This is a genomic window from Luteimonas huabeiensis HB2 (assembly GCF_000559025.1).
Classification (GTDB): Bacteria; Pseudomonadota; Gammaproteobacteria; order Xanthomonadales; family Xanthomonadaceae; genus Luteimonas; species Luteimonas huabeiensis.
Genome location: NZ_JAAN01000014.1, coordinates 386,664 through 412,536 on the forward strand (window position 1 = coordinate 386,664; position 25,873 = coordinate 412,536).

Annotated in this window: 23 protein-coding genes and 3 tRNA genes; 16 read left to right on the forward strand and 10 right to left on the reverse strand. The window is 70.0% G+C overall.

Features of this window, described 5'->3' with window-relative positions:
• The first annotated feature begins 63 nt into the window (after window positions 1-63).
• Window positions 64-140: transfer RNA gene (locus tag Z164_RS0105790), tRNA-Asn, on the forward strand.
• 63 nt (window positions 141-203) lie between these two features.
• Here the strand turns inward: Z164_RS0105790 and Z164_RS0105795 are convergent.
• The gene (locus Z164_RS0105795) at window positions 204-716 is read right to left on the reverse strand and encodes a GspH/FimT family pseudopilin (protein ID WP_043689429.1); all 513 of its coding nucleotides are present in this window, start codon (window positions 714-716) and stop codon (window positions 204-206) included.
• A 205-nt stretch (window positions 717-921) separates the two neighbouring features.
• Here Z164_RS0105795 and uvrB point away from each other — a divergent pair, with 205 nt between their 5' ends.
• The gene (gene uvrB, locus Z164_RS0105800) at window positions 922-2,949 is read left to right on the forward strand and encodes an excinuclease ABC subunit UvrB (RefSeq protein ID WP_024889788.1); all 2,028 of its coding nucleotides are present in this window, start codon (window positions 922-924) and stop codon (window positions 2,947-2,949) included.
• A 125-nt stretch (window positions 2,950-3,074) separates the two neighbouring features.
• Here uvrB and Z164_RS0105805 read toward each other — a convergent pair.
• Window positions 3,075-3,149 (reverse strand) — tRNA-Val (locus Z164_RS0105805).
• Window positions 3,150-3,514: 365 nt separating this feature from the next.
• On the opposite strand from Z164_RS0105805, the gene Z164_RS0105810 reads away from it, so the two are divergent.
• The 4 genes from Z164_RS0105810 to Z164_RS20075 all read left to right on the forward strand — a co-directional run bounded on the left by Z164_RS0105810 (window position 3,515) and on the right by Z164_RS20075 (window position 8,473).
• Window positions 3,515-4,606, forward strand: a complete 1,092-nt coding sequence (locus Z164_RS0105810; protein WP_024889789.1) for a YncE family protein — start codon at window positions 3,515-3,517, stop codon at window positions 4,604-4,606.
• Window positions 4,607-4,662: 56 nt separating this feature from the next.
• A complete protein-coding gene (locus Z164_RS0105815; RefSeq protein ID WP_024889790.1) occupies window positions 4,663-5,604 on the forward strand; it encodes an oxygenase MpaB family protein in 942 nt (313 codons plus the stop codon).
• A 461-nt stretch (window positions 5,605-6,065) separates the two neighbouring features.
• Window positions 6,066-6,818 carry a hypothetical protein gene (locus Z164_RS0105820; protein WP_024889791.1) on the forward strand — a complete coding sequence of 251 codons (753 nt, stop codon included), beginning with the start codon at window positions 6,066-6,068 and terminating at the stop codon, window positions 6,816-6,818.
• A gap of 14 nt (window positions 6,819-6,832) precedes the next feature.
• Entirely contained in the window at window positions 6,833-8,473 is a 1,641-nt protein-coding gene (locus tag Z164_RS20075; protein ID WP_024889792.1) for an XVIPCD domain-containing protein, read from the forward strand.
• A gap of 28 nt (window positions 8,474-8,501) precedes the next feature.
• Here Z164_RS20075 and Z164_RS0105830 read toward each other — a convergent pair whose 3' ends face one another.
• The 7 genes from Z164_RS0105830 to cyoA all read right to left on the reverse strand — a co-directional run bounded on the left by Z164_RS0105830 (window position 8,502) and on the right by cyoA (window position 15,312).
• Window positions 8,502-9,041 (reverse strand): response regulator transcription factor, encoded by a 540-nt coding sequence (locus Z164_RS0105830; RefSeq protein ID WP_024889793.1) that lies wholly within the window; start codon window positions 9,039-9,041, stop codon window positions 8,502-8,504.
• Window positions 9,028-10,368: an ATP-binding protein gene (locus Z164_RS0105835; protein ID WP_024889794.1), complete on the reverse strand. Its 1,341-nt coding sequence runs from the start codon at window positions 10,366-10,368 to the stop codon at window positions 9,028-9,030. The genes Z164_RS0105830 and Z164_RS0105835 overlap by 14 nt, the downstream gene beginning before the upstream one ends.
• A complete protein-coding gene (locus tag Z164_RS0105840) occupies window positions 10,346-11,137 on the reverse strand; it encodes an SURF1 family protein (protein ID WP_024889795.1) in 792 nt (263 codons plus the stop codon). Before Z164_RS0105840 ends, Z164_RS0105835 begins: the two co-directional genes overlap by 23 nt.
• Window positions 11,134-11,547, reverse strand: a complete 414-nt coding sequence (cyoD, locus tag Z164_RS0105845) for a cytochrome o ubiquinol oxidase subunit IV (protein ID WP_024889796.1) — start codon at window positions 11,545-11,547, stop codon at window positions 11,134-11,136. Before cyoD ends, Z164_RS0105840 begins: the two co-directional genes overlap by 4 nt.
• A complete protein-coding gene (gene cyoC, locus Z164_RS0105850; RefSeq protein WP_024889797.1) occupies window positions 11,544-12,173 on the reverse strand; it encodes a cytochrome o ubiquinol oxidase subunit III in 630 nt (209 codons plus the stop codon). The genes cyoD and cyoC overlap by 4 nt, the downstream gene beginning before the upstream one ends.
• Window positions 12,166-14,145: a cytochrome o ubiquinol oxidase subunit I gene (gene cyoB, locus Z164_RS0105855; RefSeq protein WP_201769572.1), complete on the reverse strand. Its 1,980-nt coding sequence runs from the start codon at window positions 14,143-14,145 to the stop codon at window positions 12,166-12,168. The genes cyoC and cyoB overlap by 8 nt, the downstream gene beginning before the upstream one ends.
• An 81-nt stretch (window positions 14,146-14,226) precedes the next feature.
• Entirely contained in the window at window positions 14,227-15,312 is a 1,086-nt protein-coding gene (cyoA, locus tag Z164_RS0105860; RefSeq protein ID WP_024889799.1) for a ubiquinol oxidase subunit II, read from the reverse strand.
• Between the two features lie 184 nt (window positions 15,313-15,496).
• Here cyoA and Z164_RS0105865 point away from each other — a divergent pair, with 184 nt between their 5' ends.
• The 10 genes from Z164_RS0105865 to Z164_RS0105910 all read left to right on the forward strand — a co-directional run bounded on the left by Z164_RS0105865 (window position 15,497) and on the right by Z164_RS0105910 (window position 25,204).
• Window positions 15,497-16,813 (forward strand): MFS transporter, encoded by a 1,317-nt coding sequence (locus Z164_RS0105865; protein WP_024889800.1) that lies wholly within the window; start codon window positions 15,497-15,499, stop codon window positions 16,811-16,813.
• A 472-nt stretch (window positions 16,814-17,285) separates the two neighbouring features.
• Window positions 17,286-19,205 (forward strand): threonine--tRNA ligase, encoded by a 1,920-nt coding sequence (thrS, locus tag Z164_RS0105870; protein WP_024889801.1) that lies wholly within the window; start codon window positions 17,286-17,288, stop codon window positions 19,203-19,205.
• An 83-nt stretch (window positions 19,206-19,288) separates the two neighbouring features.
• Complete coding sequence (gene infC / locus Z164_RS0105875) at window positions 19,289-19,810, forward strand: translation initiation factor IF-3 (protein WP_321166282.1); 522 nt, start codon at window positions 19,289-19,291, stop codon at window positions 19,808-19,810.
• A gap of 336 nt (window positions 19,811-20,146) precedes the next feature.
• The gene (gene rpmI / locus Z164_RS0105880; RefSeq protein WP_024889803.1) at window positions 20,147-20,344 is read left to right on the forward strand and encodes a 50S ribosomal protein L35; all 198 of its coding nucleotides are present in this window, start codon (window positions 20,147-20,149) and stop codon (window positions 20,342-20,344) included.
• 15 nt (window positions 20,345-20,359) lie between these two features.
• Entirely contained in the window at window positions 20,360-20,719 is a 360-nt protein-coding gene (gene rplT / locus Z164_RS0105885; RefSeq protein WP_024889804.1) for a 50S ribosomal protein L20, read from the forward strand.
• Window positions 20,720-20,866: 147 nt separating this feature from the next.
• The gene (gene pheS, locus Z164_RS0105890) at window positions 20,867-21,880 is read left to right on the forward strand and encodes a phenylalanine--tRNA ligase subunit alpha (protein ID WP_024889805.1); all 1,014 of its coding nucleotides are present in this window, start codon (window positions 20,867-20,869) and stop codon (window positions 21,878-21,880) included.
• A 116-nt stretch (window positions 21,881-21,996) separates the two neighbouring features.
• Entirely contained in the window at window positions 21,997-24,381 is a 2,385-nt protein-coding gene (pheT, locus tag Z164_RS0105895) for a phenylalanine--tRNA ligase subunit beta (RefSeq protein WP_024889806.1), read from the forward strand.
• A 13-nt stretch (window positions 24,382-24,394) separates the two neighbouring features.
• On the forward strand, window positions 24,395-24,694 hold the full coding sequence (locus tag Z164_RS0105900; RefSeq protein ID WP_024889807.1) for an integration host factor subunit alpha: 300 nt from the start codon (window positions 24,395-24,397) through the stop codon (window positions 24,692-24,694).
• On the forward strand, window positions 24,687-25,043 hold the full coding sequence (locus Z164_RS0105905; protein WP_024889808.1) for a MerR family transcriptional regulator: 357 nt from the start codon (window positions 24,687-24,689) through the stop codon (window positions 25,041-25,043). The genes Z164_RS0105900 and Z164_RS0105905 overlap by 8 nt, the downstream gene beginning before the upstream one ends.
• A gap of 84 nt (window positions 25,044-25,127) precedes the next feature.
• Window positions 25,128-25,204 (forward strand) — tRNA-Pro (locus Z164_RS0105910).
• Between the two features lie 244 nt (window positions 25,205-25,448).
• Here Z164_RS0105910 and Z164_RS0105915 read toward each other — a convergent pair.
• The gene (locus tag Z164_RS0105915) at window positions 25,449-25,862 is read right to left on the reverse strand and encodes a helix-turn-helix domain-containing protein (RefSeq protein ID WP_236621751.1); all 414 of its coding nucleotides are present in this window, start codon (window positions 25,860-25,862) and stop codon (window positions 25,449-25,451) included.
• Window positions 25,863-25,873 lie beyond the last annotated feature (11 nt).

A 25,873-nucleotide genomic window follows, 5' to 3' on the forward strand; every position in this document is an offset into this window, starting at 1 on the left:
GTGGTGCCGGCGCCAGGGGCCGCTTGACCCCAGCCGACAAGCCTCTACAATACGCCTCCCCATGCCCGAATAGCTCAGCCGGTTAGAGCACTTGACTGTTAATCAGGGGGTCGTTGGTTCGAGTCCAACTTCGGGCGCCATACATGCGTAAGCGAAAGCCGTGGGCATCCACGGCTTTCCTGTTTCGTGGCGGCAGCAACGTGTCAGGGGTCGCAGGCGGCGCGGGCCTGCCTTGTGCTGCGTACGCGGCCTAGGTTGTTGACCACGACGCTGCCAGCCGCGGTCGTTCCCCGGCAGACATGGACGCTGAGGTTGGTGCCCGCTGCGCGACCGTCCGGTTGGAAGCGTGCGAACCTGCGCGTTGCGTGCAGGCGCTGCCCGCGCGATGGCGCGCCGACGCGGAGCAGATCTGCCGCCGCATTCGGCTGTCGGTCGCCGTCGGTATCGAGAAACACGATCCAGCCGCGCGACCAGTCCGGCTCCTTTGCGCAGCGGTGCTGGCCGTCGTCGGCACAGACCACGACCTCGACCCGACGGGCGATCGCCGTCGCCCTTGCCATAGCAAAGACCGCGCTCAGGTGGTGCAGGGTAGTCTGCAGGCGCAAGCGCTGGGCCAGCTCCGCATAGGCCGGCACGCCGACGGCGAGCGCGATGGCGAGCAGGGCCATCGTGGTCATTGCTTCGACCAGGGTGAAGCCGGCGTCTTTGCTTGCCATGAACGGCCTCCTTGCCATGTGCGGCGGCCCATCGTCGCCACCGGCTGTCGGCCGCGCCATCAGGCAATGATCGCCTGGCGTTGTCGGAAAACGCCCCGCGGCCGGTTCGGAAGACGCCGGACCCGGCGACATCGGCGTTGGGCGCGCGCTCACGCCGTGCGCGGCGGCGGCGACTAAACTGGCTCTTTGAGGAATGCCCGCCCCCATGAGCGATCGCCGCGACGCCCCCTTCCAGCTCGTGTCCCCGTATTCGCCGGCCGGCGACCAGCCGCAGGCGATCGCGCGGCTGGTGGAGGGGTTCGAGTCGGGCCTGGCGCGGCAGACGCTGCTGGGCGTGACCGGGTCCGGCAAGACCTACACCATCGCCAACGTGATCCAGCAGGTGCAGAAGCCGACCCTGGTGATGGCGCCGAACAAGACCCTGGCCGCGCAGCTCTACGGCGAGTTCAAGGCGTTCTTCCCGCACAACGCGGTGGAGTACTTCGTCAGCTACTACGACTACTACCAGCCCGAGGCGTACGTGCCGTCCTCGGACACCTACATCGAGAAGGACAGCTCGATCAACGAGCACATCGAGCAGATGCGGCTGTCGGCGACCAAGGCGTTGCTGTCGCGGCCCGACGCGCTGATCGTGGCCACGGTGTCGGCGATCTACGGCCTGGGCGATCCGGAGGACTACCTGAAGCTGCGGCTGATCCTGGCGCGCGGCGAGCGCATCGAGCAGCGCGCGCTGATCCGCCACCTCACCGAATTGCAGTACACCCGCAACGACACCGAGCTGCGCCGCGGCAGCTACCGGGTGCGTGGCGAGGTGATCGACGTGCACCCGGCCGAATCCGACGCCGAGGCGCTGCGCATCGAGCTGTTCGACGGCGAGATCGAGAACCTGAGCCTGTTCGATCCGCTGACCGGCGAGGTGCAGCGCAGGATCCCGCGCTACACGGTGTACCCGAAGACCCACTACGCCAGCACCCGCGAGAGCGTGCTCGGCGCCATCGAGACCATCAAGGTGGAGCTGAAGGAACGCCTGGAGCAGCTGTACGCGCAGAACAAGCTGGTGGAGGCGCAGCGGCTGGCGCAGCGGACGCAGTTCGACATCGAGATGATGGCCGAGGTGGGCTTCTGCAACGGCATCGAGAACTACTCGCGCCACATGACCCGGCGCGCGCCCGGCGAGCCGCCGCCCACGCTGTTCGACTACCTGCCGCCCGACGCGCTGCTGGTGCTGGACGAGTCGCACGTGACGGTGCCGCAGATCGGCGGCATGTACCGCGGCGACCGCGCGCGCAAGGAGACGCTGGTGGAGTTCGGCTTCCGCCTGCCGTCGGCGCTCGACAACCGCCCGCTGCGCTTCGAGGAGTGGGAGGAACGCGCGCCGCGGACGATCTTCGTCTCCGCGACGCCCGGCAAGTACGAACTGGAGAAATCCGAGGGCGAGGTGGTGGAGCTGGTGGTGCGCCCGACCGGGCTGATCGATCCGGAGGTAGAGATCCGCCCGGTCGCGACCCAGGTGGACGATCTGCTGGGCGAGATCCACCAGCGCGTGGGCATGGGCGACCGGGTCCTGGTCACCACCCTGACCAAGCGCATGGCCGAGAACCTCACCGAATACCTCGGCGAGCACGGCGTGCGGGTGCGCTACCTGCACTCGGACATCGACACCGTGGAGCGGGTGGAGATCATCCGCGACCTACGCCTGGGCAAGTTCGACGTGCTGGTGGGCATCAACCTGCTGCGCGAGGGCCTGGACATGCCGGAGGTGTCGCTGGTGGCGATCCTGGACGCGGACAAGGAGGGCTTCCTGCGTTCGGCGGGTTCGCTGATCCAGACCATCGGCCGCGCCGCGCGCAACCTGCGCGGCAAGGCGATCCTGTACGCCGATACGGTCACCCGCTCGATGCGGGCCGCGCTGGACGAGACCGACCGGCGCCGGCAGAAGCAGGTGGAGTACAACGCCGCCCACGGGATCACCCCGAAATCGGTGGAGCGGGCGATCGTCGACATCATGGAGGGCGCGCGCGCGGAGCCGGCGCTGGAGAAGAAGGGCCGCGGGCGCGGCCGTCGGGTGGCGGAACCGGCCGAGGATTACGCCGCGCTCGATGCCGCCCAGGCCGCGGCCCGGCTGCGCGAGCTGGAGCAGAAGATGTACCAGCACGCGCGCGATCTGGAGTTCGAGGAGGCGGCGCAGATCCGCGACCAGATCCGGCGGCTGAAGGAGGCCACGCTGGGCTGAGGCCGCCGGAGCCAGTCCGTCCGCCGGGGGGGGGGGGCCGCGAATCCGCGGCCGAAAAATCAAAAACCCGGCACGCCGGCCGGGTTTCGAAGGGTGCACGCGCTCCGGCGGATGCCGGGAACTCGTGGTGGGCGGTACAGGGTTCGAACCTGTGACCCCTACCATGTCAAGGTAGTGCTCTACCGCTGAGCTAACCGCCCGTGGGCCCTGCCGTGGAGCAGGGCCGCGCATTCTAGCCCAGGCACCGGGGGCGGACAAGCGCGCCGCGGCTTGGGCCAGGCCGGGTGCGATCGCCATCCGCGCGGGCCGGCATCGGGCCGCTTGCCGATGTTCTCGGTGGGAGCGTCATCGACGCTGGCGTCTTCCGGCCGTTGACGTCCGCCGGGAACTCATGCGGCCGCACAGGTGCGGTCCACCGCTTCGCCCATCGGCGGCCTGCCCGGCCGGCAGGTCCGGCACCTCGCGCTCGACGTCGTATCGCCCGTGCCGATGAGAATGGTTATCATGCTCTCCGCACGACGCCGGCCGCTCCCGCGTCGCCCCTCCAGATTCGGACGCTTCCACCATGCGCATGTTGCCATTCTCCCTGTCCCTGCTCGCCGTCGGTCTGGCGTTGGGTCTTCCGCTGCAGGCTCCGGCGCAGGACGCCGCGCTGCATTCCGCTCCCGCCGCGGCGGTGCAGACCCTGCCCGGCGGCGCGCAGCGCCGCGAGCTGGCCCGCGGTGTCTACGAGGCGCGCTACAGCCGTGCGGCGAACGCGCTGTTCGTGGCCTCGTCGGAGGCGATTGCGAACGTCAAGGGCGGGGCGTTGTACCGGCTCGACCCGCGGACGCTGGAGACGACCGGCATCACCTACACCGACAGCAAGAACTTCGGTCTGGCCGCCGATGCCGACGGCGCCACGCTCTATGCGACCAACAGCATCGACAGCGGTATCACCGCCTTCGACGCGACCACCGGCGAAGTGAAGGGGCGCCTGCGCTTCGAGGAACGCGCCTCCGACGGCTCGCGCTACGGCCCGCGGCAGGTGATCCACGATCCGGCCACCGGCACCCTGTACGTCGGCGGGGTGGGCGATCCTGGGGTGATCTGGGTCGTGGACGCCGCTACGCTGACCCTGCGCACGACGATCCAGAACGCCGGCAAGTGGGTGACCGGCCTGCTGCTGGATCGCGAGGCCGGGCGCCTGTACGCCGCCAACGGCGACGGCGAGGTGCTGGTCGTCGACACCGCCACCCATGCCATCGCGCAGCGCTGGAAGCCCGGTGGGGAGGAGGAGGCGCTGCTGCTGAACCTGGCGCTGGATCGGGACACGCACAGGCTGTTCGTCACTGATCACTCCAAGCTGAAGACGGTGCTGGTGCTCGACACCCGCGACGGCCGCGTGCGCCAGCGGCTGCCGGTCGGCGACTCGATGGGCATCCTGTTCAACCCGGTGCGCGGCGAGCTCTACGTGACCCATCGCGACCAGGGCACGCTGAGCGTGCTGGATGCCGACGACTACCGCGTGCTGCGCACGATCGAGCTGCCGCCCAATCCCAACAGCCTGGAGCTGGATCCGAGCGGACAGGTGCTCTACGTCACCATCAAGACGCCGTTCAACAAGGACTATTCGGCGAGCGGCTTCGGCAGCGTCGCGCGCATTCCGCTGGAGTAGGGCGCGGTCGCGCGCCCGTCGCGGCGGCGCCTTCCGCCGCGACGTAGCATGGGCGCATGGAATCCGCCCGCGCCCGTCTCGCCGCGCCGCTGACCGCCGCCATCCGCCGCTGGGTGCTGGGCGTGTTTCCGCGCGGGCAGAGCGGCATCGACTACGACGCCCCGCCCGGCGATCCTGGCTTGTTCGGCCCGGCCGCGGTCACCTGGCGGGTGCACGCCGACTTCCCGGGCATGCTCGCCGGTGGCCTGTGCGCGCTGATGCTGCAGGCGCTGCACCCGCGCGCGCTGGCCGGGGTCTGGGACCATTCCGATTTCCGCACCGACCTGGTCGGGCGGCTGCGCCGCACCACCGCGTTCGTGGCCGGCACCACCTTCGCCGGCACCGCGCAGGCGCAGCGGCTGGTCGCGCGGGTGGCGGCGATCCACGCGCGCGTGCGCGGCGAGACCGCCGACGGTGAGCCCTACGCCGCCGACGAACCGGAGCTGCTGACCTGGGTGCACGTCACCGAGGCCTACGCGTTCCTGCGCGGCTTCCGCGCCTACGCCGGCCTGCCGCTGCCGCCGGGCGCGGACGACCGCTACTACGACGAGGCGCGGCGGGTGGCCGAGGCGCTCGGCGCGCGCGAGGTGCCGGCCAGCGCCGCGGCGGTGGACGCCTACTTCGCGCGGGTGCGGCCGCAACTGCGCTACGACGCGCGCTCGCGCGAGGTGCTGACGGTGCTGCGGCGCGCGCGGTTGCAGGTGCCGGGCGCCGCGCCGGTGCGCGATCTGTTCCTTGGGGCGGGGGCGGCGCTGCTGCCGTCCTGGGCGGAGTCGCTGCTCGGCTTCGGGCCGCTGCAGCGCGCGCGCCATCGCGCCTGCGCGCAGGCGCTGCGGACGATGGCGCCGGCGTTCCGACTGGCGCTGCCCGATGGCGTCGCGCCGCGCGCGTGCCGGCGCGTGGGCGTGCCGGTGGCCGCGCTGCGCAGCTGGGAGGGGATCGGGCCGCCGCCGCGATAGTGCACGCCGAACGACCGTTCCGCCGGTGTTCTATCGCGTCCATGAGCGCGCGGGCCAGGCGCAGAGCGCCGGTGCTGCCCAACAGGGGCAGCCGGCCGCTGGCGCGACGGTTTCGACGGCGAAGCGGGCCCGTGCCCGATGCTGGGGTCCGTGCCGGCGCATGGGATGTGGACGCTGTTTCCGGATCGTCCGCTGCAGGATCCCGCGCTGCGGGCGATGCCCGCAGCCGCCACCGCGCGGCCACAGGGGCGATCGATCCGATCGTGATCTGTCGCCCTCCAAGCGTTGGTTTCTCGCACTACTGGTCGCCTTGCGCGCTGCTACACTCCGTGCGTTGTCGAGGCAGAGGGAATGCCGGCATGCCCAGGTCTACGGGCTGGTTGCCATTGCTGTTGTGGTGCCTGGCAGGTGGCGCCTGCGCGCAGCCTGCGACGGCGCTCGTGGACAGGGAGGCGCAGACGATGCCCGACACGGTGACTCGCGGCCGCACGGTGGACGGCTATACCTACACCGATGCGCCGGTTGAAGCGCGGCTGGGGCCGCATGTGTTCCGCTTTCCGGCGAACTACTACTACGACCAGATGGGCCCGTTCTTCGACGGTAGCCTGGGCCTGCGGGTGCAGTGGCCGGACCTGGCGCCGATGCCGCCGGGGGAGACCTCTCGGCAGACGATGGACGCGTTCAACAAGGCGATCAAGTACTCGTTGTATTACGTGGATCGGGTGCCGATACGGGAGCGCTTGCGGCGGACTTACATGAATGGACTGCCGCGCGATGGCATCGAGTATCGCAACCCGGAGCACCGGCTGGATCTGCGCGTGGCGCAGCCGGAGGCGATGGGCCTGGTCCGCTACGACGTGGACCCTGAAGCCGCCGAGGCCTACGCGAAAGAGGCCGAGGCCTATTACGGGTACCCCCATGTGTACGCAGAGGGCGCACGCAAGGATTGGTACGTGGCGCGGGATGCCGATGGGGAGATCGTCACCTTCATCCAGTGCGATACCGGCGAGATCACCGATGGGTTGATCGTCGAAGGGGGCGAGCTGCGTCGCAGTCCGAATCCGAAGGATCGGGTGGCGCAGTGTACGCATCATCTGGTTGTTCCAGAGGACAACATCCGGATCATGATCGAGTACGTGCGCGTGCTGCTGCCGGACTGGAAGCGCTTCGAGGACCGGATCAAACAAATCTTGCGGGACTACAAAGTGCGATAACGCAGGGAACCGACATGGCGGGATTGACGGAGCGGGACAGGGCAATCCTTGGAGAGTACGCAGACAAGGGCAACCGCGAACTCTACTGGAACTACTTGGCGCAGACGCCGGGCAACGACGGCTACGGCCTGCTGGCACTGGGTGTGGTGCGCAACGACAACATGCCCGGCGCCACCGCCAACGCCTATGCGCAGGGCTATGCACAGGTGCAGCAGACCCGGCACGGCTCCGAATTCGCCGACCGGGACCAGGTCAGCGAGCGCGAGTGGGATCGCTTCGGACAGCGCTTGATCAAGGAAGATTTCAAGCGACGCGTCGCTCATCTTGACGATGGTCGCCCCGATCTCGCGCTCAATTTGCCTGTACTTGACGTGCAGGAATCCCACGACCAGGCCTTCCGCGACCACCGGATCGATCCCAATGCGTGGACGCCGCGAATGCTGCTGGAGGCGGCGCGCCGGCAGGGCGGCGAGGCGGCGGCCGAGCGGGTCTGGAGCGACATGCTGGACAACGATGCGCGCGGCCTTGCGCGGGCGGCTGCGACTGCTCGCCACGTCGCCGAGCACTTGCCGGCACCACAGCGACATCGCTACGCGTGGGATGTGGGTCTGGCCTACGCGGAGGCGGCGGTCGCGTTGCCGGCGACCGATCCGGACCGGATCGGCGCGCGCAACGTGTATTACCAGCGGGAGGGCGAGGGGAAGTGGTCGTGGGTCGTCGAGCACTCGCAGGGCGTATCCACGATGCCGGTGCGCGAACCCGAACGTCTGCAGCGGCTGGAAGACACCCACGCGCTGCGCCTGGAACAGCAGCAGCGTCGGCAGCAGTTCCACCCCGAGGACGGCCATCGTCCGATCGTCAGGAGTCCGCGACTGCTGGCGCAGGCGCCGGAGGTGGAGACGGCGCCGTACCTGGTCGCGGCGACCGCAGCGACGCGGCCGTCCGATCTGCGCGATGCCGGCCATCCCGGGCACCTGCAGTACCAGCGCGCCTACGAGCGGGTGCGGCTGTTCGAGACCCAGCACGGGATCGCCGAGAGCGCCTACAGCGAGCGGCTGGCGGCGTCGCTGTCGGTGCTGGCCAAGCGCGAGGGGATCGACCTGGATCGCGCGTTCGTGCGCGGCACGGTGGCCGACGGGTTGGCGCTGGTCGAGCGTGCGTGCGCCGGCGGCGCGGGCGAGCGGCGGTTCGGATTCGACGCGGCGGCGCTCTCCAACCGGCCGATCGAGGTGAGCTCGCGGGCCTGGGCGGTGCTGCAGTCGCCGCACTACGCCAGCGACGCAGTGCCGGCAGCGCGATCGCCGGAGCAGTCGCAGGCGATTGCGCGGCTGTCGCCCACCGACCAGGCGCTGTACGCGCGCATCCGCGAAGGCGTGCCGGCGCACATTGGCGACGACCACGTGCTGCATGCGCTGGCGCAGGCGCGCGAGCAGGGGGCGAGCGACGCGGGCCGGGTGCAGCGGGTGGTCATTGCGGGCGATACGTTGCGGGTGCAGATCGCAGCGCCGGGCTGGCGTGCCGAGGTGGACGTGGCCGCGCCGGCGCCTGCGGCGGCCGAGAGCCTGGCGCGGATCGATGCGCAGCATGCGCACCAGGCGCAGGAGGCGATGCAGCGCGGCCAGCGGGCGCAGGAGGCCGCCGCCCTGGCGATCTGAGCGCGTCCGGTCGCGACGCGCCGCCGGATCACTTGACCCGCCGCTTCTCCAGCTTGCGCGCCAGCGTGCGCCGGTGCAGGCCGAGCCGGCGCGCGGCTTCGGAGATGTTGAAGCCGGTCTCGGCCAGGGTCTCGTGGATGTGTTCCCACTCCAGCGTCTTGATCGAGGTCTTGCGCGCGGTCAGCTCCACGTCGACGCTGCCCTCGGCGCGGTCGAACGCGGCCTCGATGTCGTCGGTGTTCGACGGCTTGGCGAGGTAGTGGCAGGCGCCCAGCTTGATCGCCTCCACGGCGGTGGCGATGCTGGCGTAGCCGGTCAGCACCACGATCAGCATCTGCGGGTCGTGGGCGTGCAGCGCCTTGACCGCGGCCAGGCCGGAGGTGCCCGTGGCGAGCTTCAGATCGACCACGGCGTGGGTGGGCGAGTAGGCGGGCAGCAGCGCGTCCAGTTCGTCCGGGTTGGCGGCGGTACGCACGACGTAGCCGCGGCGCTCCATCGAGCGCGCCAGGGTGCGGGCGAAGGCTGCGTCGTCCTCGACGATCAGCAGCCGGCGTTCACTCGTCGTCATCGCGGCGCTCCTCCAATGTCAGGGCCGACAGCGGCAGGTTGATGGTCACGGCGGCGCCGCCATGACTGCGGTTGCGGGCGGTGAGCGTGCCGCCCAGTGTACGGGCCACGTTGGACGACAGGAACAGCCCGAGCCCGCCGCCGGGCCGCCCCTTGCTGGAGTTGTAGGGCGCGCCCAGGCGCTCCAGGACCGCTGGCGAGAAACCGGGGCCAGCGTCGTTCACCTCGATGACCAGCCGGGACCCGCGGCAGGCGACGTGCAGCTCCACCCAGTCCGGCGAGGCTTCCAGCGCGTTGTCGAGCACGTTGAAGATCATCTGCCGCAGCCCGGAGTCGGCGACGATCCCCGGGTCGGCTTCGCAGTCGTTGCGGTAGCTGAAGCCGCGCACCGGGCGCGAGGCCTTCCAGTCCTCGACCAGCCCGTCCATGAACGCGTGCAGGGTGCTTTGCGCGGGCGCTTCGCCGCGGGTCTCGCCGGCCGACAGCAGGATGTTGGTGACGATCGCCTTGCAGCGCAGGACCTGCGCCTGCATCTCCACCACGTCGTGCAGCAGTTCCGGATCGGAGGCGAAGGTGGGCAGGTGCTGCCAGTCGCCCAGGATCACCGACAGGGTGGACAAGGGCGTGCCCAGTTCGTGCGCGGCGCCGGAGGCGAGCAGGCCCATGCGCACGATGTGTTCCTCTTCCGCCGCGCGCTGGCGCAGCGCCGCCAGGCGCGCGTCGCGCTCGCGCAGGATGCGGCCGATCCGCGCGATGAACACCGCCAGCAGCGTCGCCACCAGCAGCGCGCAGATCAGCAGGCCCTGCACGTAGGGATCGGCCAGCCCCCGCCAGGGCTCCACCGGGATGCGCAGCGGCGCCGGGAAGACCGCCAGCAGCACCAGGCACAGGCCGGCCACGATGGCGACGATCCAGTTCGCCGGCGGCCGCAGCAGCAGCGCGCCCAGCGCGACCTGCAGCAGGTACAGGAACACGAACGGGTTGGTGATGCCGCCGCTGAAGTACAGCTGCGCGGTCAGCGACGCCACGTCCACCAGCAGCGCCAGCAGCAGGGCGGCGTTGCTGACGCGGCCGTGGCGACGCCACCAGGCGAGGCTGAGCAGATTGAAGGCCACCAGGCCGGCCAGCACCCATAGCATGGGTTGCAGCGGCAACGCGATCCCCAGCCCGTAATGGACCGTGGCGATGGTGGCGATCTGGCCGACGACGGCGATCCAGCGCAGCTGGATCAGCTGCTGCAGGTTGCGGCGGCCGGCGCTGTCGGGCGGCCCGTCGGGGGCGGGGCGCGCCGCCGACGGCCGGGTCTCAGCGTCCGCTGTCCGCTGCATCGCCGTCTCCGGGCAGCGGCGCCGCCGCGGATCGCCGCGCGCGCCGTTCCAGCCGGTACAACCGGGCGCCGGCGAACGCGGTCAGCAGCGCGAGCGCGAACCAGGTCAGCGCGTAGGACAGGTGGTGGTCGCGGAACCGCACCACCGTCAGTCCGCCGGCCGGCCAGCGCGGGGCGGCCGGGTCGCGTTCGGCATCGACGAAGTACGGCGCCGCGTCCCGGATGCCGCGCGCGGCGGCGATGGCCCGTACGTCGCGCGAGAACCAGCGCTCGGCGGCCGGGTCGTTGCGGCGCAGGAAGCCGCCGCCGGGCTCGTCCAGGCGCAGCAGGCCGATCACCGTGGTCGGCCCGGCGGGCGGCGGCGATCCCGCTTCCCCCGAGGGCACGAAGCCGCGGTTGACCAGCACCACGTCGCCCTCCTCGGTCTCGAACGGCGCCAGCAGCCACCAGCCGGGGCCGAGTTCGGTGACCGCCTGGACCCGGGCGGGCTCGACGTCGAGGTAGCGGCCGCTCAGGCGCACGCGACGGTACTCGTCGCGCGCGGCGCTCATAGAAGGCCATTGCGCGCGCGGCGGCGGGTCCGCCGGCGCGGCGTGGATGCGCGCGTCCACGCGCGCGATCAGCGCGTGCTTCCAGCCCATGCGCTGCAGCTGCCAGACGCCGAGGGCGACGAAGCCGGCGAACGCCGCCGCCAGCGCGGCGGCGAACAGCAGGCGCAGGCCGCGGGCCCCGCTCGCTTCGGCGCTCGCGCCTGGCCGGGCGTGCGTCACTGCAGGTTCTGCAGCATCTCGTCCATGTCGTGCGTGCCCGGCATCATGTTGGTGTTCATGTGGTGCATCACCCACAGCGAGCCGGCCAGCACGATCACGACCAGCACCAGGGTGAAGATCAGCGCGAACAGGTTCCAGCCGCCCTCGGACTTCGCGTTCATGTGCAGGAAGTAGATCATGTGGACCACCACCTGCACGGCGGCGAAGGCCAGCAGGACGATGCCGGCGATCGTGGAATCGGCGATCACGCCGTCCATGACCAGCCAGAACGGGATGGCGGTGAGGATCACCGACAGCACGAAGCCGGTCAGGTACTCCTTGGCCGAGACGTGGGGGACGCCGTCGTCGTGGTGGTTCTCCGGCGGGTCCAGGGTGGCCCGGTCGCCGCCGTGTCCGTGATTCGCGCTCATGGCAGCACTCCCATCAGGTAGACGAAGGTGAAGACGCCGATCCAGACCACGTCCAGGAAGTGCCAGAACATCGACAGGCAGGCGACCCGGCGCACGTTGGCCTGGGTCAGTCCGTGCTTGCGGACCTGCAGGCACAGCACCACCAGCCAGATCACGCCGAACAGCACGTGCAGGCCGTGGGTGCCGACCAGGGCGAAGAAGGACGAGAGGAAGGCGCTGCGGTGCGGGCCCGCGCCCAGGTGGATCAGGTGCGCGAACTCGTACACCTCGATGGCCAGGAACGCCGTGCCGAGCACGCCGGTCAGCGCCAGCCAGCCGATCACCGCCCCGGCGCGCTTGCGCTGCATCGAGATCATCGCGAAGCCGTAGGTGATCGACGACAGCAGCAGCACCGCGGTGTTGACCGCGATCAGCCTCAGGTCGAACAGGTCGGCGCCCGAGGGGCCGGCGGCGTAGGACCGACCCAGCACGCCGTAGGTGGCGAACAAGCAGGCGAAGATCATCAGGTCGCTGAGCAGGTACAGCCAGAACCCGAACAGCGTGCCGTTCTGGGGGTGGTGCCGGTTATCGGTGTCGAGGAAGACCGGGGAGCCGTCCTCGCGGGTCAGGGCGATGGATTCAGACATGGACGTTCTTCAATTGCTCGGTGCGCGCGGCCTCGGTCGCGGCCACCACGTCGGCGGGGATGTGGTAATCGCGGTCGTAGTTGAAGCTGTGCACGATGGCGTAGACCACCACGCCCAGCAGCGACGCCGCCGCCAGCCACCAGATGTGCCAGATCATGGCGAAGCCGCACAGCGTGCTCAGCGCCGCCAGGACCACGCCCGCGGCGGTGTTCCTGGGCATGTGGATCGCCGCGAAGCCGCTGGTCGGGCGCTGGAAGCCGCGCTGCTTCATGTCCCACCAGGCGTCGGTGTCGTGCACGACCGGGGTGAAGGCGAAGTTGTATTCCGGCGGCGGCGACGAGGTGGACCACTCCAGCGTGCGGCCGTCCCAGGGATCGCCGGTGACGTCGCGCAGCTGCTCGCGCTTGCGGAAGCTCACGTACAGGCAGATCAGGAACGCCGCGATACCCGCCGCGACGAAGGCGGCGCCGATGGCGGCGATGACGAACCAGATCTGCAGCGACGCCTGCTCGGGGTCGGGGAAGTGGTTCACGCGGCGGGTCACGCCCATCAGCCCCAGCACGTAGAGCGGGGTGAAGGCGAGCCAGTAGCCGACCAGCCAGGACCAGAACGAGACCTTGCCCCAGAACGGATCGAGCTTGAAGCCGAAGGCCTTCGGGAACCAGTGGGTCATGGCCGCGAACAGGCCGAACACCACGCCGCCGATGATCACGTTGTGGAAGTGCGCGACCAGGAACAGGCTGTTGTGCAGCACGAAGTCCGCCGGCGGCACCGCCAGCAGCACGCCCGTCATGCCGCCGACCACGAAGGTGATCATGAAGCCGATCGTCCACAGCATCGGCACCTCGAAGCGGATCCGCCCGCGGTACATGGTGAACAGCCAGTTGAAGATCTTCGCGCCCGTCGGGATCGAGATGATCATCGTGGTGATGCCGAAGAACGAGTTCACGCTCGCGCCCGAGCCCATGGTGAAGAAGTGGTGCAGCCACACCAGGTAGGACAGGATCGTGATGCAGACCGTGGCGTACACCATCGACGAGTAGCCGAACAGGCGCTTGCCGGAGTAGGTGGACACGATCTCGGAGTACACGCCGAACAGCGGCAGGATCAGGATGTAGACCTCCGGATGGCCCCAGATCCAGATCAGGTTCACGTACAGCATGGCGTTGCCGCCGAGATCGTTGGTGAAGAAGTTGGTGCCCAGGTAGCGGTCCAGGGTCATCAGCGCCAGCACCGCGGTCAGCACCGGGAACGACACCACGATCAGCACGTTGGTGCACAGCGAGGTCCAGGTGAAGATCGGCATCTTCATCAGGTCCATGCCAGGCGCGCGCATCTTGATGATGGTCACGATCAGGTTCACGCCCGATAGCAACGTGCCCACGCCGGCGATCTGCAACGCCCAGATGTAGTAGTCCAGGCCCACGCCCGGGTTCTGGTTGCCCAGGTTGGACAGCGCCAGCCAGCCCGAGGTGGAGAACTCGCCCAGGAACAGCGACAGCATGACCAGCACCGCGCCGGCGGTGGTCATCCAGAAGCTGAAGTTGTTGAGGAAGGGGAAGGCGACGTCGCGCGCGCCGATCTGCAGCGGCACCAGGTAGTTCATCAGCCCCGTGACCAGCGGCATGGCCACGAAGAAGATCATGATCACGCCGTGCGCGGTGAAGATCTGATCGTAGTGGTGCGGCGGCAGGTAGCCCATGTTGTCGCCGAAGGCCATCGCCTGCTGCGCGCGCATCATGATCGCGTCGGCGAAGCCGCGCAGCAGCATCACCAGGCCCAGCACCATGTACATGATGCCGATCTTCTTGTGGTCGATGCTGGTGAACCAGTCGCGCCACAGCGTGCCCCACAGGCGGTAGCGGGTGATCAGCGCGAGCACGGCGATGCCCGCCACCGCCGTGCCGACGAACGCGGACATGACGATCGGGTCGTGGGTCGGGAAGGCCTCCCAGCTCAGGCGGCCGAAAATGGGGGACGTGGGCGCGAGGCCGTTTTCAGGGGACATCTGGATTTTCCGGAAAGAACGTGGGGCGACGGGACCCGGGAAGGGTCAGGGCGCCTGCAGGCCGCCGATCGAGGAGGCGGCGCCCGCGGAGGCCGAGGGCAGGGAGGGCAGCAGCGGCGAGGTGTCCACCGTGCAGACGCCGGCGGAGACGAACGGCCCGCGGCGCGGGTCGCCGCGGCGCGGCATCGCCAGCGCGTCGATGCCGCGCAGGCCGTAGCCGCCGGCGGCGTCGATGGCCATCATCTGGTCCATGCACAGGCGGTCGACGTCGACGCAGCGGTTGACCACCGCCTCGAACAGGCCGCTGTCCACGCTCGCGAAGCGGCGTACCGGCTCGCGCTCGCTGGGCTTCTCGAGTTCCAGGTACTCCAGCCGGTCGAGCTTTTCGCCGCCTTCGCGGGCCTCGGCGATCCAGCGCTCGAACTGCTCGTCGGACAGGCCGTGGAAGCGGAAGCGCATGTACGAGAAGCCCGGGCCGCTGTAGTGGGAGGAGAAGCCCTCGTACTCGCCGGGCGCGTTCATCACCGCGTTGAGCTGGGTCTCCATGCCCGGCATCGTGTAGATCATGCCGGCCAGGGCCGGCACGTAGAACGCGTTCATGGTGGACGAGGAGGTGAGGCGGAAGCGGATCGGGCGATCGACCGGCGCCGCCATCTCGTTGACCGTGGCCACGCCGTACTCGGGGTAGACGAACAGCCATTTCCAGTCCAGCGACACCACCTGGACTTCCAGCGGCTGCACGTCCTCGGGGACCGGCCGGCCCGCGGACAGGCGGTCCAGCGGCCGGTAGGGGTCGAGCAGGTGGGTGCTGATCCAGGTCACCGCGCCCAGCGCGATGATGATCAGCAGCGGAATGCCCCAGATGGCCAGCTCCAGCTGCGTGGAGTGGTCCCAGTCGGGGGTGTAGGTGGCCTTGCGGTTGGAGGCGCGGTAGCGCCAGGCGAACAGGAGGGTCAGCGCGATCACCGGCACGATGACCAGCAGCATCAGCACCGTCGCCACCACGATCAGGTTGCCCTGTTGGGCGGCGACGTCGCCGGGCGGGTTCAGCACCAGCAGGTTGCAGCCGGCCAGCGACGGCACGGCGGCGAGGGCGAGCGCGGGACGCAGGAGTGTCCTGGAGAGAGTCATAGGGCAAAGGCCCGGGCGGGCCGGGTCGCACGTACAAGGGGGGCCGCGACAATCTAGTGCCGACCGGCGGTACCGGCGATTGGACGTTTTGTCCCATCGCGCAGCGCCCCTCGGGCTGCGAAACTTGCGCAGGCTGGCCGGACTTCATTCCGGCGCACCCCGAAGCCGCAGCGAAGCCCTTCCGATGTCCGCACAACACCCCGACGCTACCCTCTCCAAGCACGATCACGGCACCAAGGCGCACGCCGACGTCGCGCCCGGCGAGATCGCCGTGGGCGTGGTGGTCGGCCGCGCCTCGGAGTACTTCGACTTCTTCGTCTACGGCATCGCCTCGGCGCTGGTGTTCCCGGCGGTGTTCTTCCCGTTCGTGGACCGGCTGCAGGGCACGCTGTACGCGTTCGCGATCTTCGCGCTGGCGTTCCTGGCGCGCCCGCTGGGCACGGTGCTGGGCATGTGGCTGCAGCAGCGCTGGGGACGCGGCACCAAGCTGACCGTGGCGCTGTTCCTGCTGGGCACCGCCACCGCCGGCATCGCCTTCCTGCCCGGCTATGCCACCCTCGGAACGACCGCGATCGTGCTGCTGGCCGCGTTCCGGGTGCTGCAGGGCGTGGCCCTGGGCGGCTCCTGGGACGGGCTGCCCTCGCTGCTGGCCCTGAACGCGCCCAAGGAGCGCCGCGGCTGGTACGCCATGCTCGGCCAGCTCGGCGCGCCGGTGGGCTTCATCGTCGCCGCCGGCGTGTTCGCGTTCCTCTACGCGAGCCTGCCCGAGGAAGAATTGCTGCAGTGGGGCTGGCGCTACCCGTTCTTCGTCGCCTTCGCGATCAACGTGGTGGCGCTGTTCGCCCGCCTGCGCCTGGTGGTGGCCGAGGAGTACCAGACCAAGATGGGCGAGCTGGAGCTCGAGCCGACGCCGGTCGGCGAGCTGTTCCGCGCCAAGGGCCAGCACGTGGTGATCGGCGCCTTCGCGGCGCTGGCCAGCTACGCGCTGTTCCACATCGTGACCATCTTCCCGCTGTCGTGGATCCTGCTGTACTCCGACCAGTCGGTGCCGGCGTTCCTGGTGACCCAGATCGTCGGCGCGGGGCTGGCGGCGGGCGGCATCGTGGCGTCCGGATACATCGCCGACCGGGTCGGCCGCGCGCGTACGCTTGGCGGGCTGGCGGTGGCCATCGCGATGTTCAGCGGCTTCGCGCCGACCCTGCTGGGCTCGGAAGGGCCGGGCCAGTCGGTGTTCGTGCTGCTGGGCTTCGTGCTGCTGGGCCTGTCCTACGGGCAGGCGGCCGGGACCGTGACCGCCAACTTCGGCTCGCGCTACCGCTACACCGGCGCCGCGCTGACCTCGGACCTGGCCTGGCTGATCGGCGCCGCCTTCGCGCCGCTGGTCGCGCTGGGCCTGTGCGCGCACTTCGGCCTGGCCTGGGTCGGCGCGTACCTGCTCTCGGGCGCGGTCGGCACGCTGGTCGCGCTGGGCGTCAACCGGGCGCTGCGTTTCCGCAGCTGACCGCGCGGCGGCGGGGCGCGTCGCGTCGCGCTTCGCCCGGACCGTCCCCGGTCGAGGCCTCGACTGTTCCGCTGCCGGCGCCTGCCGGGCAAGGCGCGCACCCGTGGCGCCGGTCGGCGGCCAACCGGGCCTCGTGCCGCCCCGCGCGGGCGGCCTGCTCGCGGAGCGCCGGCGGGCGGTGGCGTACGCAGTGCGCGCTGGACCGCACGGCCCCCGGCCTTGCTAGAATCGCGATGTCCCCACACCGACTCCGGGTGGCCCGCGGAAACGCCGGCCGAGCGTGCGACATGAGCACTACCACCGACCACTGCTGACGCATCCTCGAGGTATCCGCGACCCGGCGCCCTCGAGGCGCTTTTTTTTGGGGCCGTTTCGCGGCCCAAGGGAGTCGGGATCGGGGATTCGGGACTGGGAAAGGCCGAACCCCCGCGCTTCCGACTCCCGGACCCCACTCCCCAATCCCGGCTCTCAAATGATCACCATCACGCTTCCCGACGGCAGCCGCCGCGAGTTCGACGCCCCCGTCACCGTCCTGCAGGTCGCGCAGTCGATCGGCCCCGGCCTGGCCAAGGCCACCGTGGCCGGCAAGGTCGACGGCCGCCAGGTCGACGCCTGCGACCTGATCGAGCGCGACGCCGCCCTGCAGATCCTCACCCCCAAGGATCCGGAAGGCGTGGAGATCATCCGCCACTCCTGCGCGCACCTGGTCGGCCACGCGGTCAAGCAGCTCTATCCCGAGGCCAAGATGGTCATCGGCCCGGTGATCGAGGACGGCTTCTACTACGACATCTGGTACGAGCGGCCGTTCACGCCGGACGATCTGGCGGCGATCGAGCAGCGCATGCGCGAGCTGATCGCGCAGGACTACGACGTGGTGAAGAAGGTGACCCCGCGCGCGGAGGTGATCGAGGTGTTCCGCGCGCGCGGCGAGGACTACAAGCTGCGCCTGATCGAGGACATGCCCGACGACGTCGCCGCGATGGGGCTGTACTACCACCAGGAATACGTGGACATGTGCCGCGGCCCGCACGTGCCCAACACCCGCTTCCTCAAGAGCTTCAAGCTGCTGCGCATCTCCGGCGCCTACTGGCGCGGCGACGCGGCCAACGAACAGCTGCAGCGCATCTACGGCACCGCCTGGGCCGACGACAAGCAGCTCAAGGCCTATCTGCAGCGCATCGAGGAGGCCGAGAAGCGCGACCACCGCCGGATCGGCAAGGCCCAGGGCCTGTTCCACCTGCAGGAAGAGGCGCCGGGGCTGGTGTTCTGGCACCCGAAGGGCTGGGCGCTGTGGCAGGTGGTGGAGCAGTACATGCGCCGGGTCTACCGCGACAGCGGCTACGGCGAGGTGCGCTGCCCGCAGATCCTGGACGTGACCTTGTGGAAGAAGTCCGGGCACTGGGACAACTACAAGGAGAACATGTTCTTCACCGAGTCGGAGAAGCGCACCTACGCGGTCAAGCCGATGAACTGCCCCGGCCACGTGCAGGTGTTCAACCAGGGCCTGCACAGCTACCGCGACCTGCCGATCCGTTACGGCGAGTTCGGCGCCTGCCACCGCAACGAGCCCTCCGGCGCGCTGCACGGCATCCTGCGCGTGCGCGGCTTCACCCAGGACGACGGCCACGTGTTCTGCACCGAGGACCAGGTGGAGGCGGAGGTGCGCGCATTCCACGAGCAGGCGCTCAAGGTCTATGCCGACTTCGGTTTCGACCCGTCCGCCGAGGGCAGCGTGCAGATCAAGATCGCCCTGCGCCCCGAGTCGCGCCTGGGCGACGACGCCACCTGGGACAAGGCCGAGGAGGCGCTGCGCTCGGCGCTGCGCGCGTCCGGCGTGCAATGGCAGGAGCTGCCGGGCGAGGGCGCCTTCTACGGCCCCAAGATCGAGTACCACCTCAAGGACGCCATCGGCCGCACCTGGCAGCTGGGCACCATGCAGGTCGATTTCATGATGCCGCAGCGCCTGGGCGCCGAATACGTGGACGAGCACAGCCAGCGCCGGCACCCGGTGATGCTGCACCGGGCCATCGTCGGCTCGATGGAGCGCTTCATCGGCATCCTGATCGAGCACCACGCCGGCAGCTTCCCGGCCTGGCTGGCGCCGGTGCAGGCGGTGGTGATGAACATCACGGATGCCCAGGCCGATTACGTGGCCGAGGTAAGGAAAAGCCTTGCGAATCAAGGGGTCCGGGTGGAGGCGGATTTGCGGAACGAGAAAATCGGCCGTAAGATCCGCGAGCATACGCTGCTGCGCGTGCCTTACCTGCTCGTGGTGGGGGACCGCGAGAAGGAGCAAGGGGCGGTCGCGGTGCGGACGCGGACCGGGGAGGATCTGGGGAGCATGCCGGTGTCCGACTTCGTTTCACGTCTCGCCGCCGAGCGCGTAGCATAGTGTCCCGTGTACCGGCGCGCCCGTGCGCGCCCAGGCCCGGCGGCTGACGAGCTGCCGGCATTCCCGATGATGGAGATTGCAATATCAGCACCCCGGAGAAGCAGAACCGCAGGAACCAGGAGATCCGCGTCCCGCGCGTGCGCGTGATCGGCTCCGACGGCGAGATGATCGGCGTCCTCTCCCGCGACGAGGCCCTGCAGAAAGCCGAAGACGAAGGCCTGGATCTCGTCGAGATCCAGCCCAATGCCGATCCGCCGGTCTGCCGGATCATGGATTTCGGCAAGTACAAGTTCGAGCTGCAGAAGAAGGCGAACCTCGCCAAGAAGAAGACCAAGCAGGTCGAGATCAAGGAAGTGAAGTTCCGCCCGGTCACCGACGAGGGCGACTACCAGATCAAGCTGCGCAAGATGCGCGGCTTTCTGGAGGAAGGCGACAAGATCAAGGTCAACATCCGCTTCCGCGGCCGCGAGATGAGCCACCAGGAGCTGGGCCGGCAGATGGCCGCCCGGATCGAGGCCGATCTCGGCGAGGACATCGTGATCGAGTCGCGCCCGCGCCTGGAAGGCCGGCAGATGGTGATGATGATCGCCCCGAAGAAGAAGTAGCGCTCGCGCTCGGCGCGACGCCGACTTCCCCTCTCCCGCACGCGGGAGAGGGGGAAGAAGGGGAGCAGGCGCCGCAAGGCGCCTTTTCTGTCCCCGGGCCCGGGCGCTCGCCCTGGCTCGTCCGTTTCCGCGGGAGAGGGCGCCCGGCGGCCCGATCCGATGATTTGCAAGCCCAATCCGCGCCCGGCATAATGGCCGGCCCGGTTCGCCGGGGCGCAGTCAGGACCGGCCCCCGATTTTCTGGAATCGGCGGCTTACCCACCGGCATAGGCAGGAAGGAAAGCGCGGGACCGCCCGCCGCCGTGTCAGTCGTACGATTCCCAAAGGACGCTCGCAATGCCCAAGATCAAGACCCATCGGGGCGCGGCCAAGCGCTTCCGGAAGACCGCTTCCGGCAAGTACAAGGCGGGCCACGCCAACCGCAGCCATATCCTCACCAAGAAGGCGACCAAGCGGAAGCGCAACCTGCGGCAGACGAACCACGTTCGTGCCGAGGATGCGGGCCGTCTGGACCGCATGCTGCCGTATCTCTAAGGGGAGGACCGAACCATGGCACGAGTCAAGCGTGGCGTGCAGGCGCGCCGCCGTCACAAGAAGATCCTGAAGCTCGCCAAGGGCTACTACAACGCCCGGCACAAGGTCTTCCGGGTCGCCAAGCAGGCGGTCATCAAGGCGCAGCAGTACGCCTACATCGGCCGCAAGCAGAAGAAGCGCAACTTCCGTTCGCTGTGGATCACCCGCATCAACGCCGCGGCCCGCATCAACGGGCTGAGCTACAGCCGTTTCATGAACGGCCTGGCCAAGGCCGGGATCACCCTGGACCGCAAGGTGCTGGCGGACATCGCCGTGCACGACGCGGCCGGGTTCGCGGCCCTGGCCGAGAAGGCGAAGGGCGCTCTGGCGGCATAACGCAGGTTCCGCGGCGGCTCCCGGCGCGGCCGGGGCGCGCCCAGAACGGGCGAACGATGCAGGGAAGGGCGCAGGCCCTTCCCTGTTTTCGTTTACGGTGCAGTGGCGCACGAGCGCCCCGGGCAGGCAGGCAACACAGGCAGGCGAATGAGCGAGATCGAGGCATTGGGCGCGCGCGCGCTGGGCGACATCGAGGCGGCGGGATCGCCGGAGGCGCTGGAGGCGCTGCGGGTGGCGCTGCTGGGCAAGAGCGGCGAGATCACCGCGCGGCTGAAGTCGCTGGGCGCGTTGCCGCCGGAGGCGCGGCGCGAGGCCGGCGCGCAGATCAACCGCGTGCGCGACGAGATCGCCGCGGCGCTGGCCGCACGGCGCGAGGCGCTCGACGCGCTGGCGCTGGAAGCGCGGCTGGCCGGCGAGCGGATCGACGTCACCCAGCCCGGGCGCAATCCCGGCCGCGGCGGGCTGCACCCGGTCGTGCGCACGATGGAGCGCATCGCCGACATCTTCGGCCGCCTCGGCTATGCCCAGGCCGACGGTCCCGAGATCGAGGACGACTGGCACAACTTCGAGGCGCTGAACTTCCCGCCGCACCACCCGGCGCGGGCGATGCACGACACGTTCTACATGTCGGCCGAAGGCGGCGGCAGCGTGCCGCGGCTGCTGCGCACCCACACCTCCGGCGTGCAGGTGCGCTACATGGCCGAGCACGCGCCGCCGCTGCGGATGATCGCGCTGGGCAAGGTCTACCGCAGCGATTCCGACCAGACCCACACGCCCATGTTCCACCAGTGCGAGGGATTGCTGGTGGACGAGCGCGCCAGCTTCGCCGACCTCAAGGGCACGCTGGCCGCGTTCGTGCGCGCGTTCTTCGAGCGCGACTTCGAGATGCGCTTCCGCCCGAGCTACTTCCCCTTCACCGAGCCCTCCGCCGAGGTCGACATCGCCTGGCAGCAGGCCGACGGCAGCACCCGCTGGCTCGAGGTGCTGGGCTGCGGCATGGTGCACCCGAACGTGCTGCGCAACGTCGGCATCGACCCCGAACGCTACACCGGCTTCGCCTTCGGCATGGGCGTGGAACGGTTGGCGATGCTGCGCTACGGCGTCGACGACCTGCGCGCGTTCTTCGACAACGACGTGCGGTTCCTCAGGCAGTTCGCCTAGATGAGTGGGACTCGGGATTCGGGCCTCGGGAACCGCAGGCGCCGCAATCCGGCCGAGCGGGCCTTCGCTCCGTCTTTCCGAGTCCCGAGCCCAGAGTCCCGAGTCCCGGAAAGATCATGAAATTCTCCGAAAACTGGCTGCGCAGCCATGTCTCCACCGATGCCACGCGCGACGCGCTCGCGGCGACGCTGACCGCGATCGGGCTCGAGGTCGAGGACCTGACGCCGCTGGGCGAGGGCCTGGACGGCGTGGTGGTCGCGCGCATCGTCGAATGCGCCCCGCACCCGGAGGCCGACCGGCTGCAGGTGTGCCGGGTCGATGCCGGGTACGGCGAGCCGCTGCAGATCGTGTGCGGCGCGCCCAACGCCCGCGCCGGCCTGGTCGCGCCGCTGGCCACCGTCGGCGCGCGGATCGGCGGCACGGAGATCCGCGCCGCGCGCCTGCGCGGGATCGAGTCGCACGGCATGCTGTGCTCGGCCAAGGAGCTCGGCCTGGACGGCGACGCCTCCGGGCTGCTGGAGCTGCCCGACGACGCTGTCGTGGGCACGCCGCTGGCCGAGCTGCTGGGCCTGCCCGACGCCAGCATCGAGCTGAAGCTGACCCCCAACCGCGCCGACTGCTTCAGCGTGCGCGGCATCGCCTTCGACGTGGCCGCGGCTTGCGGCAGCGCGGTGGCGCCGCTGGACGCCGAGCCGGTGCCGGCGACCGCGTCCGCGGCGCTGGAGGTGGCGCTGCAGGCCGGCGCCGATGCGCCGCGCTACGTCGGCCGGGTGATCGAGGGCGTGGACGCGACCGCGCGCACCCCGCTGTGGATGGCCGAGCGCCTGCGCCGCGGCGGCATCCGCCCGGTGAGCTTCCTGGTCGATGTCACCCAGTACGTCATGCTCGAGCTCGGCCAGCCGATGCACGCCTTCGACCGCGACCTGCTGCGCGGGCCGATCGGCGTGCGCCACGCCCGCGACGGCGAGACGCTGACCCTGCTCGACGGCCGCGACGTCGTGCTGGATCCCGGGTTCCTCGCCGTCACCGATGCCGACCGCGTGGTCGCGCTGGCCGGCGTGATGGGCGGCCAGGACACCCGGGTCACCGACGCCACCCGCAACGTGTTCCTGGAGGCGGCGCACTTCGCGCCGGCGGCGATCATCGGCCGCGCGCGCCGCCTGGGCCTGCATACCGACGCCTCGCACCGCTTCGAGCGCGGCGTCGATCCGGAGCTGCCGCGGCTGGCGATCGAGCGCGCCACCCGCCTGATCCTGGACACCGCCGGCGGCGCTGCCGGCCCGGCGACCGAGGCGGTACTGCCCGAGGCGCTGCCGCGACCGGTCCCGATCGCGCTGCGCCGCGACCGGCTGGCGCGCGTGCTCGTCTGCGTGGTGGACGATGCCGAGGTCGAGCGCATCCTGCGCGCGCTCGGCCTGCAGGTGGAGGCCGCCGACGCCGGCTGGCGGGTGCTGCCGCCGGCGCGCCGCTTCGATCTGGCCATCGAGGAGGACCTGATCGAGGAGATCGCGCGCATCCACGGCTACGACCGCATCCCGGCCACGCTGCCGGGCGGGGCCGCGCCGATGAGCGCGCCGCCGGAGGACGAGGTCGCCGACGCGGAGCTGCGCCGCCAACTGGTGGCGCGCGACTACCTGGAGGCGATCGGCTACGCCTTCGTCGATGCCGCGCTGCTGGCGCGCTGGCGGCTCGATGCCGGCGCGGTGCCGCTGGCCAATCCGCTGAGCGCGGAGCTGGGCGTCATGCGCACCGCGCTGCTGCCGGGCCTGGTGGACGCGCTGGCGCGCAATGCCGCGCGCCAGCAAGCGCGCGTGCGCCTGTTCGAGCTCGGCAAGGCGTTCTCGGCCCAGGACCCGGGCGCGCAGGGCGACGGACCGCTGGAGACGCCGCGGATCGCCGCCGCGGCGATCGGGCCGGCGCGCGCCGAGCAATGGGGCGAGGCCGCGCGCCCGGTCGATTTCCACGACCTGAAGGGCGACCTGGAGAGCCTGGCCGCCGCCGCGCGCGCCGCTCTCGAGTACCGACCCTCGCAAGCGCCGTTCGGCCACCCCGGGCGCTCGGCCGACGTCTATCGCGACGGCGTGCGGATCGGCTGGATCGGCGAGCTGCACCCGCGCCTGCTGCGCGCGCTGGACCTGGACCAGCGCGTGGTCGCCTTCGAGATCGACCTGGAGCCGCTGCGCCGGCGCCCGCTGCCGCGCGCCGGCACCCTGGCCCGGTTCCCGTCGGTGCGGCGCGACCTCGCGCTGGTGGTCGCCGAGGACCTGCCGTGGGCGGCCCTGGAGGCGACCCTGCGCCAGGCCGCGGGCCCCTTGCTGAGCGGGCTGCAGCTGTTCGACCGCTACCAGGGCGAGGGCGTCGAAAGCGGATGCAAGAGCCTCACTATCGGCTTGATTCTGCAGGACAAATCGCGCACTCTGACCGACCGGGAGGTGGACGAGGTGGTGGCTGGCGCGATCGCCGCCGCGCAGGCCGCCCACGGCGCCCGGATCCGCAGCTAGGCAGAGGCATGGCATGGCACTGACCAAGGCAGAGATGGCCGAACGCCTCTACGAGGAAGTCGGACTGAACAAGCGCGAGGCGAAGGAATTCGTCGACGCCTTCTTCGACGCCCTGCGCGAGGCCCTGCAGAGCGGCCGCCAGGTCAAGCTGTCGGGGTTCGGCAACTTCGACCTGCGGCGCAAGAACGAGCGCCCGGGCCGCAACCCCAAGACCGGCGAGGAGATCCCGATCTCCGCGCGCACCGTGGTCACCTTCCGCCCGGGCCAGAAGCTCAAGGAGCGGGTGGAAGCCTACGGAGGCCGCCATGCTTGATCCCGGCAGCAACCGCGAACTCCCGCCGATCCCGGCCAAGCGCTATTTCACCATCGGCGAGGTCAGCGAGCTGTGCGACGTCAAGCCGCACGTGCTGCGCTACTGGGAGACCGAATTCCCGGGCCTGAGCCCGGTCAAGCGCCGCGGCAACCGCCGCTACTACCAGCGCCACGACGTGCTGATGGTGCGCCAGATCCGCGCGCTGCTGTACGAGCAGGGCTACACCATCGGCGGCGCCCGGCTGCGGCTGGAAGGCGAGACCGCCAAGCAGGAATCGGCGCTGTCCGGCCAGATCCTGCGCCAGGTGCGCACCGAGCTGGAGGAAATCCTGCAGGTGCTCAAGCGCTGAAGCGCCGGCATCGTCCGAACCGGGACGCGGCGCCGCGAAGCCGCTATAATGACCGGCCCGCCGCTGGCGGGGTTCCACCCGCGTCGGGGTATAGCGCAGCCTGGTAGCGCACTTGTCTGGGGGACAAGTGGTCGTCGGTTCGAATCCGGCTACCCCGACCAACTTCTTCGCGAACGACGGCCGCCGGGTTTCCGGCGGCCGTTTTTCCGTGCCTGCTATCACCATGCTAGGTCGGCTAGAGCGGGGATATCTGAACAGTCTTAGGCGGGGGCGCTACGAAGCGGCAGAGCCACTTGGACCCGCAGGCGCCAGCTCGCCGGGTGAGGCGAACAGCCAGGGCTGAGACGGTCCGCTCTTGCGCGGCACTGTGAAAGCCGCGACCGCATCGATGCGCTGACACTGCGGTCAGACTTTTTGAGCCAGATCCCTCAGCGCCTCGGGCCGCTTGTGCTTAGGCACCTCCAGTAGCTTCACCAAGCTGGCTAACAAGGGTGGGTCTTGAACCAGAGCGGGGATCAGCATGGCCAGAGCATTCCGCTGGGACTCGTCAGCCTGGGATAGGGCAAGGATGGCGTCGGCCATGGCCGCATCGTCGGCCAGCAGGTAGGCCACCGGCACATCAAGCACTTGCGCCAACCTGTCCAAGTTGTCGAATCCAATGGCGGTGACTTGGTGCTCATAGCGATTGATCCGTGAGGAGCCCTTGTCCTTACCCAATCCCATGCGATCCCCCAGCGCCCGTTGGCTTAGGCCACGCAGTTGTCGCGCCTGAACCAAGCGGGCGGCGAACACGGCGCGGGCGATGGGCTGGTCGGACACCAGATAGCGAG